Source organism: Pseudomonas sp. ATCC PTA-122608 (assembly GCF_001952855.1).
Lineage (GTDB): Bacteria > Pseudomonadota > Gammaproteobacteria > Pseudomonadales > Pseudomonadaceae > Aquipseudomonas.
Genome location: NZ_LPNO01000021.1, coordinates 1 through 19,682, shown reverse-complemented (window position 1 = coordinate 19,682; position 19,682 = coordinate 1). Strand labels below are relative to the sequence as shown.

Sequence of the window (19,682 nt, the reverse complement as noted above, 5' to 3'; positions counted from 1 at the left end):
ATGAACCTGCAAACCCTGACCCAACTGGCCACCCAAGGCGATGTACGTGAAATGGAACTGCTCTCCCTGGAAGGCGGTTTCTATCTGGCGCGCGTCCGGCTGGACCATGGCGAGTTCACGTTGCTGGACGCCGCGGCAAAGCCCCTGCACTTTCGCTCCGTCAACCACCTGCGTGACGTATTGCAATCAGTCCCTGCATTCCCCTGCACCCTGGTGCATCAGTGCGTACATGATGAAATGTGCGGCCGGCGTGAAGGGCCCATTGAGGCACTGCGAACGCCCTTTTCCCTGGAAGCGCCCTGGTGACCAAGGCCGTTAGAAACCTGTGCCTGGTGCTGGGCGATCAGTTGTCGTTTGACCTGGCCTCACTGGCCCGGCTGGACAGCCAGCACGATGCCGTCTTGATGGTCGAGGTCATGGAGGAAGCCAGCCATGTACCCCACCATCCGCAAAAAATCGTCCTGATCTTCAGCGCAATGCGCCACTTTGCCGAAGCGTTGCAGCAACGCGGTATTCGGGTGCAGTACGTCGCCCTTGATGACCCGCAAAACACCGGCTCGGTACCGGGTGAGTTGAAGCGCTGGCAGTCGCTGATGCAGCCACGGGAACTGCACCTGACCGAATGCGGCGACTGGCGCCTGGAACAATCCCTGAAAGACTGCGGCTTGCCGATCCAGTGGCATGCCGACAGCCGTTTCCTGTGCAGCCGTGACGAGTTCGCTACATGGGCCAGCGGCAAAAAACAACTGCGCATGGAGTTCTTCTACCGGGAGATGCGCCGCAAGAGCGGGCTATTGCTCAACGGTGACGGCACGCCGGTCGGCGGCGCCTGGAACTTTGATGCAGACAACCGCAAGGCGCTGCCCAAGGGCACCAAAGCGCCCTACCCGGCGCGCTTCAGTTCAGACTCCATCACCCAGGACGTGCTGGCGCTGGTGGGTCAACACTTCAGCAGCCACTACGGCGAACTGGACACCTTCGATTACCCGGTAACCCACGCCGACGCTCAGGCGTTGTGGGGTTACTTTCTGGATTACGGCCTGGCCGGGTTCGGCGACTACCAGGACGCCATGGCCAGCGACGAGCCCTTCCTGTTTCATGCCCGCATCAGCGCGGCGCTGAACATCGGCCTGCTGGACCTGCGCCAACTGTGCAGCGACGTGGAGGCAGCCTATTGGTCGGGCAGCATCGGGCTGAATGCCGCCGAAGGGTTTATCCGCCAACTGATTGGCTGGCGTGAATACGTACGCGGCGTGTACTGGCTGAAGATGCCGGACTACGCCGCTGGCAATTCATTCGGCAACAGCCGCCCGCTGCCGGAGTTCTACTGGACGGGCGAGACGCAAATGAACTGCATGCGCCAGGCGATCGGCCAAAGCCTGAAACATGCCTACGCCCATCACATCCAGCGGCTGATGGTCACCGGCAATTTCGCCCTGCTGGCCGGCATCGTGCCCAGCCAGATATGCGAGTGGTACCTGGCGATCTACATGGACGCTTTCGACTGGGTCGAGCTGCCCAACACCTTGGGCATGGTCATGCATGCGGATGGCGGCTACCTGGGTTCCAAACCTTATTGCGCGAGCGGCCAATACATAAAGCGCATGTCGGACTACTGCCGCGACTGTGCGTACAAAGTCACTGAAAGTACCGCTGACAATGCCTGCCCGTTCAATGCGCTTTACTGGCACTTTCTGATGCGCCATGGCGACCTGCTGCGGGGCAATCAGCGCATGGCCATGCTTTACAAGAATCTCGACCGGATGCCTGAATCCAAGCAGGACGCGCTGTGGAACCGGGGCCAGAAGCTGCTGGCGAAGCTGGATGCGGGCGAGTCACTTTGAGCGGGCGACTTGGTGTTTGCCGGCACGCTGACCGAGCAGCATCAATCCACCTCCCGTCAGCAGCAAGCCCGCCGCGATAACGATGTAGCCGCCGTACACATCCACGCCTTGCACGATGTTGAGCGTCTGGGAACACACCAGGGTGCCGGTCAGCGAGGCAATGGCCAGCACCGGCGTCACGGTCGCGGAGACTCGACCCAAATAGCCTGCCGGCACGGCCTCTTGCAGCATCGGCCCCTGCACCATGGCAAACACCGAAAAGCACAGCCCGCAGCAGAACATCAGCACCCAGGCCAGGTAAAACGGCGGATGCAACGCATAGCCCCAGGTAGCTCAACCCCAGGCACAACAGCGCCACGGTGAACGCGCGTCGAATGCTCAAGGCCTTCAACAGCGGCCGAACGAGAAAGGCCGCCATCAGCCCGCCGACGGGGAATGCGGCGAGTACCAGGCCATATTCACGCGGGCTCAGGCCCAACGTTTTGAAGGCATACAACGACAGGACGACGTTGTTGATACCGAGGGAAAAGCCATATAACGCCACGCCGATCAGCAGGGTTCGAATCGACGGGTGCCCCCAGGAAAACCGCAGGCCGGCCAAGAGTCCACGCCAGAATGAGGCGCGCTCTGCGGGCAATGCAGCCCCCAAATCTCGGGTGGCCAGAATACATAGCGCCGAACCGCTGAACGCCAACACATTTATCAGCAACGCCCAGATCGGCCCTACCCATACAAACAGCGCCGGGCCCACGGAAGCGGAAAGCACCGAAATGCCCGTGAGGGAAAACATCGTCTTGGCCGACGCTTCCACCCGGCGCTCAACGGGAATGATCACCTGCATGACCGCCTGCCGGGACGGGTTGAAGAACTGCGCGGCGCCGCTGTTCATCACCAGCAACAGCAGCACGCCGGCAAACACTTGCATCTGATCGAGGCCGGACAGCGAATAGATCAGGATAAAGATCAGGAAGTTGATCACGCGGATAGCGTCTGCGCTGATCATCACGTAGAGCGGGGTCAGGCGGTCGACCCAGGCACCCGCGAATGGCGCCACCAGCACCCGCGGGATCGCCGAGGCCGCCACCGCCAGGCCCACGGCGCTGGGTAGGAAGGCGCTGTCGCGGAACAGATCGGTCACCAGCCAGACGATGATCGTGCTCTCCAGCACGAACTCGCCGAAGGACGAGAGCGCCTGGCCCAGCCATAAAAGTGAAAAATTGCGGCTGATGAAAAACCCGGCAAACCGGCTTTGCCCTTGATTCGTCCTGAACACCATCCCTTCCCTGTGCGAAACGCTGTGAAATTTTCCGGCCGCTGCGAATTGTTGTGAAGCCGACGATAAATGGCCAATTGCCCATGCTAACGTCGGCTTCGATGTCATCCAATTCATTGAGGGAGCAGCGCCGATGTCTACTACCGTAACACCCGCCGGTGGCGGACCGACCACTCAAAAAGCCTCGACGTCGGTATTTGACGACAAGTTGAATATTTCCAAGTCGAGCAAGGTGATCGCCGATTACATGCGCCAGTCGGGCAAGTCGGCAATTACCAAGCAAGAGCTTTCACAGCTTGCCAGCAATGCTTCGGGCAAGGTTCCCGCCGATGTGAGCGCTGCGGCCCAGTACATGGAACGCCATCCCGACGTGTTCACCGCGATCGAAACCCATGACGTGGCGGGTGCCGATAACCTGTCCGGGGTGTGGAACTTCGACTGGGCGGCCAACGGTGGCCTGAACGGCACGGCAACCGATGCGATCGCCAAGATGCAGGACACCTTTGACTTTGCAATCGCCAAGTCGGCGCTGATCACCGAGATCAGCACCGGCAAAAAGGCCGAGCTGGATTCGACCAAGCAGCGGCCGCAGAACTGAATCTCCAGCCACTACAAAAATCCAGTGTGGGAGCTGGCTTGCCTGCGATGCGGGCACCTCGGTGCTTCAGGTACACCGAGGTGATGCCATCGCAGCCTCGCTAAGGCTCGACAGCTCCCACACTGGATTTGCTTTGCCTGTCAGGTCGTGGTGCTGCCATCAAAAGTGAAACGCAACCCCCGTGGTCACGTTGAGCGCATCCCCTACATAGAAGTTGGCCGAGTCCTGGCCCTTGGCGTCGTACGCGGTGTTGGTGGCCGTGGCATAGCGCTTGTTGGTCAGGTTGCGCGCGTCGACGAACACTTCCCACTTCTTGCTCGGGGCCTCGTAGCCCACCTTGGCGCCCCACAACGTGTAGGACGGGGCACTCAGGGAGTTGGCGAAATCCACGTAGTAGCTCGACGCCGCCCGGGCATTGAGCTGCGCGTAGAAACCGCTGCCCTGGCGATACTCCAGCTCCGCCTGGTAGACCTGACGCGGCAAGCCCGGCAACTGGTTGTCGCCGAACACCCCATCATTGCGGTAGTGGAAGTCGTTGAAGGTGTAGGCCTGGCGCAAGGTCACGGTGTCGCCATTGCCGCCGTCCCACAGTTGCGCATTCAAGCCGGCTTCAATGCCCTGGTGAATCGTTGCGCTGCCGTTGGAGGTAGCCACCAACTGGTCCTGGGTGGCGGTTGCCTGGCGCACCACAACCGACAACAGTTCTTTCTGCACCCACGACCGGTAGACCGTCAGGCTGCCGTCGAAAATGCCGTGGCCGCCGCGAATACCAAACTCCACGGTGTTGGCTTTTTGCGGGCGCACATCGCGGATGTAGGGTGTGCCGGTGCTGCCCAACTGCCAGGTAACGGGTGGATCCACCGAGCGGCTGACGTTGCCGAACACTTCGAATTCCGGGGTCAGCTGGTAGCGCAGGCCGATGCGCGGGGCGACGTCGGTCTCGTCGTATTCGACGCCACTGGGGAACGCGCTGGTATTGGTGCTGGTGCTGTATTCGATCTGCGCCTTGCGCTTGATATCAATCAGCGACAGCCCGGTGGACAGCCACGTACGGTCGTTCAGTTGCAGTTCGTTGCCAAGGGAAAACACCGTGTCCCGGGAGCCGGTGTAGTTGGTTTTCTGCTGGGTGATGCCGGTGGCCTTGCTGTGGGATTTCACATCGGCGAGGTACGCCAGGGTGTTGCTGAAGGTCACGCTGCTGTCGCTGCGCAGGCCGAAGAAGGTGTCGGCGGTGCGCAGGTAGCGCAGGGTCAGGTTGACGTCCTGGGAGCGCCATTCCTGGGGGGTTGGCGAGTAACGCCAGCCGTTGTCCAGCGGGTAGTCGTTGTAGCCCAGGCCGACTTCGAGCTTGGCATTGTCGTTGAAGGTGTAGGTGGTGGTGCTGCCCAGCAGGGTCGAGCCGTCCTTCTTGCGACCGATGGGCACGAGGTTGCTCGTAGGGTCGTGCTTGAGCTGGTATTTGGTCAGGGTATTGCCCTGGCTGAGGGTTTCTTCTTTATAGCGAATGTAGAAACGCGTCTCCAGTTGCGGGCTGAATACATGGCCGAAGTTGGCGACGATCCCCTGCCCCTTGTTCGGCGTGTTGTCCTGATAACCGTCGCGCTCGTTGTGCTGGATGCTGACGTAGTAGTCGTTGTCCCCCTCTACACCGCCGGTGCTCAGTTGCTGCTTGCGGTAGCCGAAGCTGCCGGCTTCGAAGCGTGCGTAATTGCCCGGATCGGTGCGGCCGGTCTTGCTCACGAAGTTGATCGCGCCGCCCAATGACAAGGCCGAATAACGGAAGGCGTTGGCGCCGTAGAGCACTTCGGTGTGGTCCACGGAGGCCATGTCCAGCATGTCTTCCTGGGTGCCGCCCGGGCCGGTCAACGGCAGGCCGTCGTAGAGGAATTTGATCCCCAGCACATAGCCTTGATAGAAGGTGTTGAGGCCCGAACCCCGGATCGAAATCTTGTTGGCGCCCGAGCCGCTGGTGGCCTGGGCGAATACTCCCGGTTGCAACGCCAGCACGTCCTCGGCATTCGCCGCCCGGCCCTGCTCGATCTTGCGGTTGTCGATCACCGCGGTTTTGCCGGGCACCTTGGCCAGCTGCTTTTCGGCCTTTTGCGCTTCGGTAGCCTCGGCGCCGGTGACCACCACCGTGGCCAGGGTCGGGTCGGTCTGGGCCGCAAAGGCCGCGCCGTGTATCAGCATCAACAGCACACCAAGGCTGGACGCGGTGGCCAGTGACTCAAAACGACGAGCGCGTGGTTCAAACAGTTGCCGCATGGATTAAATACTCCTGGGATCTCTAATTAGTTGGAGCATCTATTTGTATAGTCGCGCTCTGAATCCAACTTTGCAGGGTTCGTGCCACGTCAAAACATCAATAAACACGGGACCACAACCGTATTTAATCGGCACAGGCGCAACACTTTGCTGGCGAAATGTTCGATTCCCAACAACCGTTAAAAAGAAAAATTACTTATATGCTTAACCGATAAAAGCATAACCGGCGCCAGGCCACGCGGGCCTTGGCACAACTGTCCGAATCCCAACACCTGCGCAACAAAAGTTGTGCTTTTGATAATAGTCGGCCCAGCCCGTAAACACGGAACCGCAAGTTTCACGCGTGTTTTTACTTGGTATGGCTCTTGCTCTATCAACAGTTGAACAAACCCACTCAAACACGCTCGACTATTAAGCAACGAGGTATTCACGCGTGACGGTCAACTTACTCTGCACCCGCAGGACGCCGCTGGAGATTGCCCGTGACCTGGCGAGCGAATTCGCCCGCACCGCCGTCGACCGCGATGCCAGCGGCGGCACCCCCAAAGCCGAACGCGACAAGCTGCGCAGCAGCGGCCTGTTGTCCCTGAGCATTCCCGGGCAATTCGGCGGGCTGGATGCCAACTGGTCGGAAACCTTCGAAGTGGTGCGCGAATTCGCCCGGGTCGACAGCTCCATCGCCCACGTATTCGGCTTTCATCACCTGATGCTCGCCACCGTCCGGTTGTTCGCCACGCCCGCACAATGGCAAACCTGGTTCAGCCTGACGGCCAGCAACAACTGGTTCTGGGGCAACACCCTGAACCCCCTGGACACCCGCACGGTGGTCAAGCGCCACACGGGCTGGCGAGAATTCTCGGGGCAGAAGAACTTCTGCTCCGGCGCCAACGACTCGGAGATGCTGATCGCCTCGGCGATCGATGAAAGCGCCGGCGGCAAGTTGCTGATCGCGGCGATTCCCAGCGCCCGCAGCGGGATCATCCTGCACAACGACTGGAACAATATGGGCCAGCGCCAGACTGACAGCGGCAGCGTGACTTTCAAACGCGTACGCGTGGAAGAGTCCGACCTGCTGCTGGACCCGGGGCCGTTGAGCACGCCGTTCGCCTGCCTGCGCCCGCTGATTGCGCAACTGCATTTCGCGAATATCTTCCTCGGCATCGCCGAGGGCGCATTCGAAGAGGCGCGTCAATACACCCTCGAAGAGGCCCGCCCGTGGTTCCGCTCCAGCGCCAGCCACACCACCCAGGATCCCTACATCCTCAGCCACTACGGCGATTTCTGGGTGGCCCTGCAAAGCACCCGCCTGTTGGTGGAGCGCGCAGGTGAGGTATTGGATGCGGCATGGGCCAAGGGTTCGGCGCTGACCAGCGAGGAACGCGGCACAGCGGCGATTGCCATCGCCACCGCCAAAGTCGCCGCCAGCCGCAATGGCCTGGAGTTGTGTAGCAAGGTCTTCGAGGTCACCGGCGCGCGGGCGACCAACGCCTCGGTGGCCCTCGACAGGCACTGGCGCAACTTGCGCACCCAGAGCCTGCATGACCCGCTGGACTACAAGCTTCATGAACTGGGCGAGTGGGCACTGAACGGTACCCCGCCCATCCCGACGTTTTATTCGTAGAGACTGCCATGCAACTGCTGACCCTACCGCCCTCGCCCGCCCTTGCCACCTCCATCCGTGCCACCGCGCAGGTGTTTGAAGATCCCCGGTCCAAAGCCTTGCTCAAGCATGTGCAACAAGTCGCCCCGAGCGAAGCCAGCGTGCTGATCATCGGCGAAACCGGCACCGGCAAAGAGCTGGTGGCTCGGCATATCCACAACCTCAGTGGCCGCAAGGCTCAGCCGTTCGTGGCGGTGAATTGCGGTGCGTTCTCCGAGTCATTGGTGGAAGCCGAGCTGTTCGGCCACGAGAAAGGCGCGTTCACCGGCGCCCTCAGCGCCAAGGCCGGCTGGTTTGAAGAAGCCAACGGCGGCACGCTGTTCCTCGATGAAATCGGTGACCTGCCGATGTCGATCCAGGTCAAGCTGCTGCGGGTATTGCAGGAGCGCGAAGTGGTGCGCCTGGGTTCGCGCAAAAGTATTCCGATCAATGTGCGGGTACTGGCGGCGACCAACGTGCAGTTGGAAAAAGCCATCAACGCCGGGCATTTTCGCGAGGACCTGTTCTACCGCCTGAACGTGGTCAACCTGGAACTCAGCCCGCTGCGGGACCGCCCCGGCGATATCCTGCCGCTGGTGCAGTATTTCATCGACACCTACACCCGCCGCCTGGGGTACGGCGAGGTCATCCTGAGCAAGGACGCCGAGCAACGGCTGGCCACCTACAGTTGGCCGGGGAATATTCGCGAGCTGGAGAACGTCATCCACCATACCCTGCTGATCTGCCGTGACGGTGTGATCCAGGCCGATGACCTGCGCATGTCCAACCTGCGTATCGAACGCCAGGAAGACAGCACCACAGCCCATGACCTGCTCGACCTGGCCTTCCAGCGCCTGTTCGAAGAACAGATCGACAACCTCCACGAACAGGTCGAGCGCAGCCTGCTGACTGCCGCCTACCGGCTGTGCCACCACAACCAGGTGCACACCGCCGAGTTGCTGGGGCTGAGCCGCAACGTGACCCGCACCTTGCTGATCAACCTGGGTGAGCTGAAGGTCAACAAGCGCCGCCCGCTGGCCGGTGCCAAGGACGAGCGGGTACTGCACCTGTCGATCTGACCTGCACTGCGCGGCGTACCCGGTACGCCGCCTGATCACAGCGCGACTTCATCCAGCGCATCGCTGAACTGGCGACTCCACAACCGCGCATATTGCCCGCCCTGGCGTAGCAGCTGTTCGTGGCTGCCGTCCTCGATCACCCGGCCATTGTCGAACACCAGGATCCGGTCCAGATGGGCCACGGTGGACAGCCGATGCGCCACCACCAGCACGGTCTTGTCTTCCATGATTTCGTCGAGCTTGTCCTGGATAAAGCGCTCGGTGATCGAGTCCAGGCTGGAAGTGGCTTCGTCCATCACCAGGATCGGCGCGTTTTTCAGCAACACCCGGGCGATCGCAATGCGCTGGCGCTGGCCGCCGGACAACTTGACCCCACGCTCGCCCACCAGCGACTCGTAGCCGTGCTCCATGCTGTCGATAAACTCACTGGCGCCGGCGCGGTGGATCGCCTCGGCGACTTCATCCATCGAGGCATCCAGGCGGCCGTAATGGATGTTTTCGCGAATGCTGCGGTGGAACAGGCCGGGCTCCTGGGGAATCAGGCCGATCTGCTGGTGCAGTGAATGCTGGGTGACGTCGCGCACGTCCTTGCCGTCCACCAGCACCTGGCCTTGCTGCACGTCGTAAAGGCGCAGCAGCAAGCTCAGCAGCGTCGACTTGCCGGAACCCGAGGCGCCCACCAGGCCGACTTTCTGGCCGGCGGGAATCACGATATTCAGGTGCTCGAAAATCGGCCGGCCGGCGCTGTAGCTGAAGCCCACGTCGCGAAACTCGATATCCCCGCGCTTGACCTGTAGCGCCTTGGCACCGGGTTGGTCGATGACTTCATGGGGGCGAATCAAGGTGCGCACGCCATTAGCGATGTTGCCGGTAGCTTCGAAAAATTCGAGAAAGCGTCGCGACAGGTTTTCGACATCGCTGATGATCAACAACGAAAGGCTGGTGGACATGACAAACGCAGCAATGTCGATACGGTGACTGCGCCACAGGTAGAGCGCCAGCAACAACAGACCCAGCTTTAGCACCACGCCACAGCTGGCCTGGAACCAGCGAATTTTTTCCATGTACCCCAGGGATCGATAGGCAGCCGCCACCTCTTTGTCGAGGAAGGTGCCGAGGTAACTGTGCTCGAACGCATGGCGCGCAAACAGACGGATATTGGCCAGGTTGGAGACCGCATCCACCACCTTGCCGGTACTGGTGCTGCGCGCGGCCGAATACTGCTGGGCCAGAGGATGGCTGCGGCGCGCGAGCACGTAGCAGATGGTGATGAACGCCACCGACCAACCCGCCATGAACAACGCCAACAGTGGTGATGCGGTCCATAGCAAGGCCGTGGCCAGGCTCAGCGTCACCAGCAGCGGGATCAGGTCGAACAACAAGATGCTCAGGGTCTGATTCACCCCCAGGGTAATTTCCGCAACCCGATGCGCCAGAGCCCCGGCGAACTCATTGCTGATGAAACGATGGGAATGCTGTTGCAGATAAGCGAACACCACATGCGTCACCGTGCGCCGCTGCAACGGCAAGACATGGATATGGCAGCCCGCAGAGGCACGGGTAAACAGTACCTGGCACACCAGTAGCGCGCTTAGCAGTGTCAGTGGCCATTGCAGCACTTCAAAGGCACGCTCCGCTTCCAGCCCGTTGCTGACCGTGCGGGTGATCTGCCCCAACCCCCAGGGCGTCAGGATCGAGCACACCACGGCGGCAATCTGCAGCAGCAGGATCGCCAGGTACCAACCTTTGAAATGACCGATGAAATGCCGCACAAAAGCCGCCGGCGTCGACGGCAAGTGTTGGACATTCCAGGTGCGAAACAATGAAAAAGACGAGCTCATGGCCAATGACATTCCTGAATGACGCCTGTGGCCGCGCAGCTTTCAGGCAAAAATGGTGAGTGTGATCGTTCCCACGCTCTGCGTGGGAATGCATCCGGTGACGCTCTGCGTCACGATTTTAACAGCGGACGCAGAGCGCCCAGAGCGGCATTCCCACGCAGAGCGTGGGAACGATCTCAATAGGCAGCAACTGTGCCCCATGAAACAGACAAACATTCCCCTGTGGCGAGGGAGCTTGCTCCCGCTGGGGCGCGAAGCGGCCCTAAAAGATGGGCCTGCTGCGCAGGCCAGCGGGAGCAAGCTCCCTCGCCACAGGTTCAGCGTCACTTTTGGGATTGGTAGCGAACTTCCGCCAACTCACAACCGCCCCGGGTAAGGGTGCGGCTTGATTCGGGCTGCGCTATCCATCCGGCGTTTCGGTAAAAGCGTATTGCCCGGTGGTTTCCGGCAAGCACCCACAACGTCGCCGTCTCCAGGCCCAGGCTTGCAAGATATTCCAGGCCCCAGAGCCAGAGCGCCCTGCCCACCCCGGTTCCCCAATGCTCGGCCAGCACATACAGCGCCTGCACTTCACCGGTTTCACCTGGATTGGCATCCTCATCACGGCTCGGGCTGACGACAATCCAGCCCACCACACGCCCCTCGACCTCCGCGACAAACACAGCTTCGTTTTCCTGCTCAATCGACTGCCGCCAAAAGGCTTCACGCCGAGGCTGCGTTGCCTCCAGCGAAGCCAGGTAATCCGCCGGCATCAGCTCACGATAAGCCTGCTGCCAACTACGAATATGCACCCAGGCAATGTCACCTGCGTCATCGATACGTGCTGCACGAATCATCCAATACCCTCTGCGCGTTTTGCATAAATCGCCGAGCCCGCCTGCGGCGACAGCCTGCGATAAACCAGCCCCGATAATCCACACAGCAATCCGGCACCCGCCATGATCCAGGCGATATCGCTTTGTTCGACGATGGCATGCCCACGCACGGCCATGATCAAACCGAGCAACGCCGCTGCGATGCCCACCGACAAACTCAAGGTCAGTTGAATGGTCATCGCCGACAGGCTGCTGGCACGGCTGGATTGCTCCGGCGGCACGTCGGCATAGGTCAATGCCCCCAGGGTGCTGAATTGCAGCGAGCGAATGATCCCGCTGCCGAACAACACCAGTACCACAATCCAGTAAGGCGTTGACACCTCGAACAGGCTGCACGCCAGGATGGTTGCACCAGTGAGCACGGCATTGCTGATCAAGGTGCGGCGGAAGCCGAAGCGGCTGACAATCCGTACCGCCAGCATCTTCATCAGGAACGCGCCCACACCACCAGCCACGCTCAGCAGCCCGGCCTGCAACGGGTTAAGCCCGAAACACAGCTGAAACAGCAGCACCAGCAAAAACGGCTGTGACGCACTGCCGATGCGCATCAGGTTGCCGCCCCAGAAGCTCACGGCGAAGGTCGGTATTTTCAACAATGAAAAATCGATCAACGGGTGCGCCGTCCGCCGCGCATGCCGGACATACAGCCAGGCACTCAACAACCCGCCGCCAATCAGCAGCAACGCCCACTGGCGCGGCAACAGGCCGTGGCCGAGCACCTCGAAACCGAACACCAGCCCGCCCAGCGCCACACCGCTGAGCAACAGGCCGGGAACGTCCAGTGGCTGGCCGGGCGCCCCGGAATAATCCGGGATGTAGCGCAGCACCAGCATCACCCCGAGCACGCCGATCGGCAGGTTGATCAGGAAGATCCAGTGCCACGACAACACCGTCACCAGCAGCCCGCCCAACGGAGGCCCCAGCAGCGGCCCCACCAGCGCCGCCACCGTCAGGTACGACATGGCACGCAGCAGGTTTTCCCGCGCCGACCAGCGCAGCAGGATCACCTGCCCCACCGGCACCATCATTGCGCCCGCCGCGCCCTGGGCCAAACGCGCCAGGGACAACTGCAGCAGCGAGCCCGAGCAGGCACAGGCCACCGACGCCAGGGTGAACAGCACGATCGCACTGATAAATACCCGGCGCGGCCCGAACCGGTCGGCCGCCCAGCCGCTGACCGGTACGAACAGCGCCACCGCCAGCAGGTACAGCGACACCACCAGGTTCATGCGCACGCTGGGCTCGCCGAAATCCTGGGCCATCTGCGGCAGCGCCGTGAGCACTGCCGTGGCGTCGATCAGTTCCATGAACAGCGCACAGCCGATGATCATCGGCACCCGGCGCGCGTGCCCGGTGCCCACCTCGCCCAAGGGGTGTGAAAGGTCGAGGGCTTTGTTCAAAACAGCCCCGAGGTCGGAGGCGGCGTGCCCTTGAGTTGCCAGGCGCCCACGGCCGCGGCTTTCCAGTGCCGGGGATTGTGGTTGGCCACGGTGCGCGCGTTGCGCCAGTGCCGGTCCAGGTTGTGGGCGCGGCCGGTGGTGGACGCGCCACCGACGTCGAACACCAACTCGGCGGCCTTGAGTGCCGATTCCGCCGCGATGTATTGCGCCTGGGCCACATCCACTGCCGCCTGGTCGACCGCCACCGCATCAAGATCCGCAGCCCAGGCATGGTCGATGGAGTCCGCCGCGTGCAGTACCACCGCTTCGGCGGTAAAGGCCCGGGCCGAGACGTCGCCCACACTCAGCTCTACATATGGATCATCCACCGAGCGCGTGGCGCTGCTGTGCTTGATCGGCCGTGCATGTTCCTTGGCAAAGCTCACCGCATCGTTCAGCGCATTGCGCGCAATACCGGCCTGCACCGCCGCGAGGAATATTTGCAGGAACGGCGTGACAATCGTGCGCTTGCCCTCTTCGACGGTGCGGGTGCGGATCTCGCTGGCCAACACTTGCACATCATGCAGGTGGGTGGTGCCGCTGGCCGTCAGGCGCTGGCCCATGGCGTCGAAATCATCCAGCAACTCCAGGCCCTGGCGGTCGCGGGGCAGGATGAAGGAGACGGGCTGATCATTCTCGTCCAGGGCGACGGCGCTGACCCAATCGGCATACAACGAACCGGTGCTGTAGTACTTGCTGCCGGAAGCGCGAAAGTGCTCGCCGTCACGCACGATGCGCGCACTGATGGAACCGTTGGCGCCGCCGACTTCCCAACCGGCATTGCCGATCACGGCGCCTTGCAGGTAACGCTCGAACCAACGCTCGCGCTCCTCTTCCGCCCCTTCGGCGCGGGACGCCAGCAAACCTTCGATAAACCCGAAACCGGGGCGCAGAGCCTGGGCCACGTTGGAGTCGGCCGAAGCGATGCGAATCAGCAAGGCAATCACGTCCTTGACCGAACCACCGGCGCCGCCAAACCGCTTGGGAATCCGCACGGTAAACAACCCGGCCTTGGCGATCTGCGCCACGGCCTCATACGGCAGTTGGCGGTCGCGTTCGCGTTGCGCAGCGCCGGCGGCAATCTGCGGCAGGATGCGGTCGGCACGGGCGTTCAATTCGGCCACCGTCACAACCGGCGGCGTGGGTACAGCAGACAACTTGCTCATGGCACTTCCTTGATTCAGGTCTAGATGGCGATTTTCCACAGGCGCGATTCATCAAACAGCCAGCCGGGGTTTTCCGGCTCCAGGGCCGGCACCACCAGCTGCATACCGCTGCCGGGCAGGCGCGGCACTGCGCCCAACAGGCGTTGGGTGTATTCGTGTTGGGGGGATTCGAACAACGTCTCGACGCTGGCGCTTTCCACTACCTGGCCGTGGCGCATCACCAACACCTCGTCGCTGACATGGCGAATCACCCCGAGGTCGTGGGAGATAAACAGGTAGGCCAGGCCCAGCGAGGCTTGCAGGTCGGCCAGCAAATCCAGGACCTGGGCCTGCACCGACACATCCAGCGCCGACACTGGCTCGTCACAGATAATCACCTTGGGGTTGCTGGCAATCGCCCGGGCAATCGCCACGCGCTGGCGTTGCCCGCCCGACAGTTGCAGCGGCCGGCGCTCGGCCAATTGCGGCGCCAGGCGTACCTGGTCGAGCAACTGCGCCACTCGCGCCGCCTGTTGCTCGAGGGCGATACCGGCGACGTCCAATGCATCACAGAGGATCTGCCCGACCGTCCAGCGCGGGTCGAACGAACTCAGCGGGTCCTGATAGATCACGCTGATGTCGCGGCGATGCAGGCGTCGGGTCTTCTCCTCGACCCGTTCGGTGCCTGCCGCGGCCCATGGCTGGTCGAGAAAACGCACCTCGCCGGCATCCGGTTGCAGCAGCCCGAGGGCGATACGCGCCACCGTGGTTTTGCCCGAGCCGGATTCACCAACGATGCCCAACGTACGGCCGGCGCGCAGCTCGAAGCTGACGTCGTCCACTACCTGGCGTGACTGTTGATCGGGGCCGACATACCGTTTGCCCAGGCCGGAAGCCTTGAGCAGCACCGGCGAATCCGCACCGGGCCGCGGTTGCGCGACCGCGTTGCTGCGCTCCGGCGACAGCCGTGTGCCACGGGCATGTTCGGCGGGCACCGCATCCAGCAGCGAGCGTGTGTAGGCGTGGCGGGGATTGAGCAGCACCTGATCCATCGGGCCCTGCTCCACCACTTCACCGTGGCGCAGTACCAGCACCTCATCCGCCAATTGCGCAACCACCGCCAGGTCATGGCTGATGATCAGCAGCGAATCGCCACGGGCCTTGATCTGCTGCAACACTTGCAGGATCTGCGCCTGCACCGTGGCATCCAGCGCGGTGGTCGGCTCATCGGCGATCACCAGGCCGGGGTTCAGCGCGAGTGCACTGGCTATCAGCGCACGCTGGCGCAGGCCGCCGGAGAGTTGATCGGGACGCTGGCGGGCACGCAGTTGCGGTTCGGGTACGCCCACCAGGTCCAGCAGCTCGATGACCCGTTCGCCACGGCTGCGACGGTCGCCCCAGCGATGGGTCTCCAGCACCTCGAGAATCTCCTTGCCCACCGGCCGCAACGGGTCGAGGGACACCAGCGCGTCCTGCAATACAAAGCCGATGCCATTGCCACGCAAACGACGCCAGCCACGCTCCGACAGGCTGAGCAAATCCACTCCGTCGTAACTCAAGGTGCGTGCCGTGACCTTGGCGCCCGCACCGGCCAGGCCGATCAGGCTGCGGGCGGTGACGCTTTTGCCGGAACCGGACTCCCCCACCAGCGCCAGGGTCTTGCCGGGCTCCAGGGTGAAAGACAAATTGCGTACGACAGACTGCCCGGCAAACTCGATGGACAGGCCTTCAACGATCAAGCGTTTCTGGTCGCTCATGAAAGACGGCCCTCCAGGCGTTGTTGCAGGTAACGGCCAGTGACCGTGGTCGACAGGGTGGTGAGTACGATGAACAGGCCGGGGAAGAACGTCAGCCACCAGGCGTTGGCGATAAAGTCGCGGCCCATGGACAACATGGTCCCCCACTCCGGCGCCGGCGGGCGGGCGCCCAACCCGAGAAAGCTCAGGGCCGAGGCCCAGACAATTGCCTGGCCCACGCCCATGGTCAGGGTCACGATCAGCGGACGCATGGCGTTCGGCAGCAACTGGCGCAGGATGATGCGCAGCGGCGGATGCCCAAGAGCCCGGGCGGCTTCGATGTAGCCCGCGTTACGCACCGCCAGCACCTGGCCACGGACCATGCGTGCGTAACCCGGCGCACTGCCAAGCCCGGTGGCGACGATCAGCGGGCCGATGCCGCTGCCGAAGATCGCCACGAACAGCAGCGCCAGGATCAGGCTCGGAAACGCAAACAGTACTTCCAGCAACCAACCCACGCCACGGTCCACCCGCGCGCCGCCAAGGCCCCCCAGCAGACCGAGAACGATGGCGATACTCATGGCAATCGCCGTGGCTGCCAGACCGATGAACAACGACTGCCGGGTGCCGTAGATCACCCGTGAAAAGATATCCCGCCCCGACTGATCGGTGCCGAACCAGTGGGCCAGGCTCGGCGAATGAAACGCATCGCGGGGCACGATGGCCAGCGGGTCGCTGTAGGCGAACAACTGCGGCACCAGTGCCGCGACGATCACCAGTAACAGAAAGGTAATCGCCAACAGCGGGCCGAGGCGCAGCGTGCGAGTGGTGCGCTGAATCCGCAGCGCGGGCAGCGGTGTTTCCAGGGTCAGGCCGCTCATGCTGGAAGCTCCTGTTGGCGAGGGTCGACCCACAGGTACAGCAGGTCGACCAGGATGTTGGCGAGCACGTAACCGGCGGCGACCACCAGGCTGATGCCGATGGTCAGCGGTAGGTCCTGTGCCTGCACCGCCTGGTACAACTGGCGGCCGAGGCCCTTGCGGGAAAAGATCACTTCAATCACCACCGCGCCGCTGATCAGCGCGCCGATGGCCCAGCCCGACAGCGAGATGCCCGGCAATACGGCATGGCGCAACGCATGCTTGAAGCGCACGTTGACGTCACTCAGGCCACGGGTGCGGGCGGTCAGGATGAAGGGTTGGTCGAGGGTCAGGTCCAGGGATTCGCGGGTGACCTGGGCGATAAACCCGGCCAGCGGAATCGCCAGGGCGAACGACGGTAACACCAGGGTGCGCCAGCCATCGCTGCCCGCCGGCGGGAACAGCCGCAGGCCGAACGCAAACACCGCCAGCAACAGAATCCCCAGCCAGAAGTGCGGCAATGCGGCGGCCAGGGTTTCGGCGAGCGAGGCCAGGCTGGCAACCCAACGGCGGCGCCCGGCCGTCAATACCGTCAGCGCCAGCACCAGAACCCAGGCCAGCGCGAGAGAGGTCAGGGTCAGCTCAAGAGTCGGCCAGGATTGCTCCGCGAGGACGCGGGTTACCGGCAGATGCTGGGAATAGGAAACCCCCAAATCACCCTGCACCAACCGCCCGAGGTACAGCGCGTATTGCACCGCCAAAGGCTTGTCGAGGCCGTATTCGCGGGTGGCTTCAGCGATGGTTTCAGCAGTGGGGTTGCCACTCGGGCCGCCGAGGATCGCCAGCACAGGATCGCCGGGCATCAGGCGCAAGGCAAAGAAAGTCAGCGTGGCCACCGCCCAGAGCACCAGCACGCCGCCGGCAAGGCGCCACAGCGCACGTTTGCCGAGCCGGGCCAGGCGCTCGTGGCGAGGGTTGGCAAGTGATGGACTGCTCATTTGTTCACCCATGCGTCATAGAGATACGTCACCGCCAGCGACGGCTCCAGCCGCACGCCCTGGGTGGTCTTGTAGATACCCAGCCGCGTGCTTTGCGGGTAGGTGGTCAGTTGCAGGTACTGGCTGGAAGCGATTTTCTGCGCCTGGTAATACAAGGCCCGGCGCTGCTCGCTGTCCTGGGTGGTGAGGGCCTGCTGGATCAACGTGTCGAAGGCTGGATCACTGAAGCCTGCGGTGTTCTGGTGGTAACCCCCGACGCCTGCCGGACGGATGAACTCGCTGCCAAAGATGATCCGCAGCACGTCGGCGGTGTTGGTGTTCCAGTAGCCGAGGCGAATGTCGTAGTCCCAGTCGGCCTGGCGCTTGGTGGCCTGCACGTCACTCATCTGGTCGACGATCAGCTCGAAGCCGACCTGCCGGGTGGTAGCCTGCACCTGCTCCCACAAGGTGTATTCCGACGGTGGCGTGCGGTTGCCCATCACCACGTGGACTTGCAGGCGCTTGCCGTCCTTGGTGCGGTAGCCCTCGCTGTCGCGCTGGGTCCAGCCGGCCTGGTCGAGCAACTGCGCGGCACGGGCCGGGTCGTAATCCTGGGCGTGCTGGAACTCCGGGCTGTAGAAGCGCGTGGCCGGGCTCAACGGCCCACCGGCGCGGGGGAATTCGTTGAAATACACGCTCTTCAACGCGCCCTCGATGTCGGAGCTGCGCACGAAGGCTTCGCGCACCCGCACGTCATCGAACGGCGCACGGGTGATGTTCAGCGTGCCGTTGGTGGGGTTGCCGGGGCGTTGGGCGATCACCAGGGTCAGGTCCGGGTTGCGTCGAGCGGCCTCGTGGGATTCGGGGGGCAAGGCTTCGATCACGTCGACCTCACCGGCCTGCAACGAGGCGAAGCGTACGGACGGTTCCTGGATGAACTTCCAGACGATCCGGTCGAGCCAGGCCGGGCCTTGGTGTTTGGCGGTGGGTGGGGCCCAGTTGTAGTCGGGGTTGCGCACCAGTTCGACCTGGCTTTGGCGGTCCCAGCGCACGACCTTGAACGGGCCGCTGCCGACCGGGCTTTCGCAATTGACGTCGCGGGAGCGCAGCAGTGCCGTGGGGGACTCGATGCCGAGGAAGCCTTGGGCCAACACTTCCAGGAACGCGGCGTAAGGCGTGGCCAGGTGCACCACTGCGGTGTATTCGTCGAGCACGTCGGTGCTGCGGTATTGGCGGATGTAGCCGCCTGCGGTGCTGGATTGGGTCTTGGGGTTGGCCATGTGGTCGAGGTTGGCCTTGACCGCTGCGGCGTTGAACGGGGTGCCGTCGGTGAAGCGCACGTCGTTGCGCAGGTGGAAGATGTAGGTCAGGCCATCGGGGGAGACTTCCCAGGTCTTGGCGAGCCAGGGACCGATGCGGCCGTCGGTGTCCATTGAGACCAGGGAGTCGAGGTATTGCTGGGCGACGAACACCTGGGGCATGTCGCCGGCCACGTGGGGGTCGAGGCAGGTGGGTTCGCGGTCGGTGGCGTAGACCAGGGTGCCGCCCTTTACCGGTTGGTCACTGCGGGTGACGGTGGAGCTGCTTTGGCCGCAGCCCAGCAGCAGGCTGCAGAGTGTGGCGGTGCCGATGAGCAGCAACGGGCTGGATCGTCGCGGGTAAGGGGCGGGTTCTTGCATGATGACTGAGGCCTAAAGTCCGGGAACTGGGTCATTGCACAAGGCATGCCGGGTTTTTGGGGCCCTAAACAGGGGACATTGGGGGTTTAGGTGATGGCTGAAAACGACAATGTGTGCGGCAACTGTTGGCCAGGCAACATCTGGCCTTGGGGGGAGTACATATCCGTTGCTGCGGTAACGGCCGCTATTGGTTCCGCTCTTACAGCGGCTCACTTTTGAAAAGCGCAAAAGTAAGCAAAACGCTCTTGCCCCACCACTCGGCTCCTCGCCTAGGCTCGGAGTGCCCTCACTCCGGCTTTGGAGCGTGGGCCGCCGCGATGGGCCATCCTTGGCCCAGCGCGGCTAACCCGGCGTCCTGCCGGGTTACCCACGCTCCAAAGCCTGCGTTCGGCCAGCGTGGTTTAACGGGGCGCCTAAGATCAAGATCAACAG

The 19,682-nt window shown here is 62.7% G+C and carries 14 protein-coding genes and 1 pseudogene; 5 read left to right on the top strand and 10 right to left on the bottom strand.

The genetic code is table 11. The features are described 5' to 3' along the window. Nucleotides 1-306: a DUF6482 family protein gene (locus tag AU074_RS18980; RefSeq protein ID WP_076016020.1), complete on the top strand. Its 306-nt coding sequence runs from the start codon at nucleotides 1-3 to the stop codon at nucleotides 304-306. Continuing rightward, nucleotides 303-1,844 carry a cryptochrome/photolyase family protein gene (locus AU074_RS18975; protein WP_076016019.1) on the top strand — a complete coding sequence of 514 codons (1,542 nt, stop codon included), beginning with the start codon at nucleotides 303-305 and terminating at the stop codon, nucleotides 1,842-1,844. The genes AU074_RS18980 and AU074_RS18975 overlap by 4 nt, the downstream gene beginning before the upstream one ends. A 244-nt stretch (nucleotides 1,845-2,088) precedes the next feature. On the opposite strand, the pseudogene AU074_RS34570 reads toward AU074_RS18975, so the two are convergent. Beyond that, nucleotides 2,089-3,120, bottom strand: a pseudogene (locus tag AU074_RS34570) (MFS transporter); the annotation flags it as partial. 130 nt (nucleotides 3,121-3,250) lie between these two features. On the opposite strand from AU074_RS34570, the gene AU074_RS18965 reads away from it, so the two are divergent. Further along, on the top strand, nucleotides 3,251-3,715 hold the full coding sequence (locus AU074_RS18965; RefSeq protein ID WP_063031603.1) for a hypothetical protein: 465 nt from the start codon (nucleotides 3,251-3,253) through the stop codon (nucleotides 3,713-3,715). Between the two features lie 159 nt (nucleotides 3,716-3,874). Here AU074_RS18965 and AU074_RS18960 read toward each other — a convergent pair whose 3' ends face one another. Further along, nucleotides 3,875-5,980: a TonB-dependent receptor domain-containing protein gene (locus AU074_RS18960; RefSeq protein ID WP_076016018.1), complete on the bottom strand. Its 2,106-nt coding sequence runs from the start codon at nucleotides 5,978-5,980 to the stop codon at nucleotides 3,875-3,877. Nucleotides 5,981-6,413: 433 nt separating this feature from the next. Between AU074_RS18960 and AU074_RS18955 the strand changes: the two genes are divergently transcribed. Continuing rightward, nucleotides 6,414-7,601 carry an acyl-CoA dehydrogenase family protein gene (locus AU074_RS18955; protein WP_076016017.1) on the top strand — a complete coding sequence of 396 codons (1,188 nt, stop codon included), beginning with the start codon at nucleotides 6,414-6,416 and terminating at the stop codon, nucleotides 7,599-7,601. 8 nt (nucleotides 7,602-7,609) lie between these two features. Further along, a complete protein-coding gene (locus AU074_RS18950) occupies nucleotides 7,610-8,698 on the top strand; it encodes a sigma-54-dependent Fis family transcriptional regulator (RefSeq protein WP_076016016.1) in 1,089 nt (362 codons plus the stop codon). 35 nt (nucleotides 8,699-8,733) lie between these two features. Here AU074_RS18950 and AU074_RS18945 read toward each other — a convergent pair whose 3' ends face one another. The 8 genes from AU074_RS18945 to AU074_RS18905 form a co-directional block, all read right to left on the bottom strand. Then, nucleotides 8,734-10,539 carry an ABC transporter ATP-binding protein gene (locus AU074_RS18945; RefSeq protein WP_076016015.1) on the bottom strand — a complete coding sequence of 602 codons (1,806 nt, stop codon included), beginning with the start codon at nucleotides 10,537-10,539 and terminating at the stop codon, nucleotides 8,734-8,736. A gap of 323 nt (nucleotides 10,540-10,862) precedes the next feature. Then, complete coding sequence (locus tag AU074_RS18935) at nucleotides 10,863-11,375, bottom strand: GNAT family N-acetyltransferase (protein WP_076016013.1); 513 nt, start codon at nucleotides 11,373-11,375, stop codon at nucleotides 10,863-10,865. Continuing rightward, nucleotides 11,372-12,814: an MFS transporter gene (locus tag AU074_RS18930; protein ID WP_076016012.1), complete on the bottom strand. Its 1,443-nt coding sequence runs from the start codon at nucleotides 12,812-12,814 to the stop codon at nucleotides 11,372-11,374. Before AU074_RS18930 ends, AU074_RS18935 begins: the two co-directional genes overlap by 4 nt. Beyond that, nucleotides 12,811-14,019: an acyl-CoA dehydrogenase family protein gene (locus AU074_RS18925; protein WP_076016011.1), complete on the bottom strand. Its 1,209-nt coding sequence runs from the start codon at nucleotides 14,017-14,019 to the stop codon at nucleotides 12,811-12,813. The genes AU074_RS18930 and AU074_RS18925 overlap by 4 nt, the downstream gene beginning before the upstream one ends. A 20-nt stretch (nucleotides 14,020-14,039) precedes the next feature. After that, nucleotides 14,040-15,755 (bottom strand): ABC transporter ATP-binding protein, encoded by a 1,716-nt coding sequence (locus AU074_RS18920; RefSeq protein WP_076016010.1) that lies wholly within the window; start codon nucleotides 15,753-15,755, stop codon nucleotides 14,040-14,042. After that, complete coding sequence (locus tag AU074_RS18915) at nucleotides 15,752-16,615, bottom strand: ABC transporter permease (RefSeq protein WP_076016009.1); 864 nt, start codon at nucleotides 16,613-16,615, stop codon at nucleotides 15,752-15,754. The genes AU074_RS18920 and AU074_RS18915 overlap by 4 nt, the downstream gene beginning before the upstream one ends. Next, on the bottom strand, nucleotides 16,612-17,592 hold the full coding sequence (locus AU074_RS18910; RefSeq protein WP_076016075.1) for an ABC transporter permease: 981 nt from the start codon (nucleotides 17,590-17,592) through the stop codon (nucleotides 16,612-16,614). Before AU074_RS18910 ends, AU074_RS18915 begins: the two co-directional genes overlap by 4 nt. Beyond that, complete coding sequence (locus AU074_RS18905; protein ID WP_076016008.1) at nucleotides 17,589-19,250, bottom strand: ABC transporter substrate-binding protein; 1,662 nt, start codon at nucleotides 19,248-19,250, stop codon at nucleotides 17,589-17,591. The genes AU074_RS18910 and AU074_RS18905 overlap by 4 nt, the downstream gene beginning before the upstream one ends. Nucleotides 19,251-19,682: the final 432 nt, after the last annotated feature.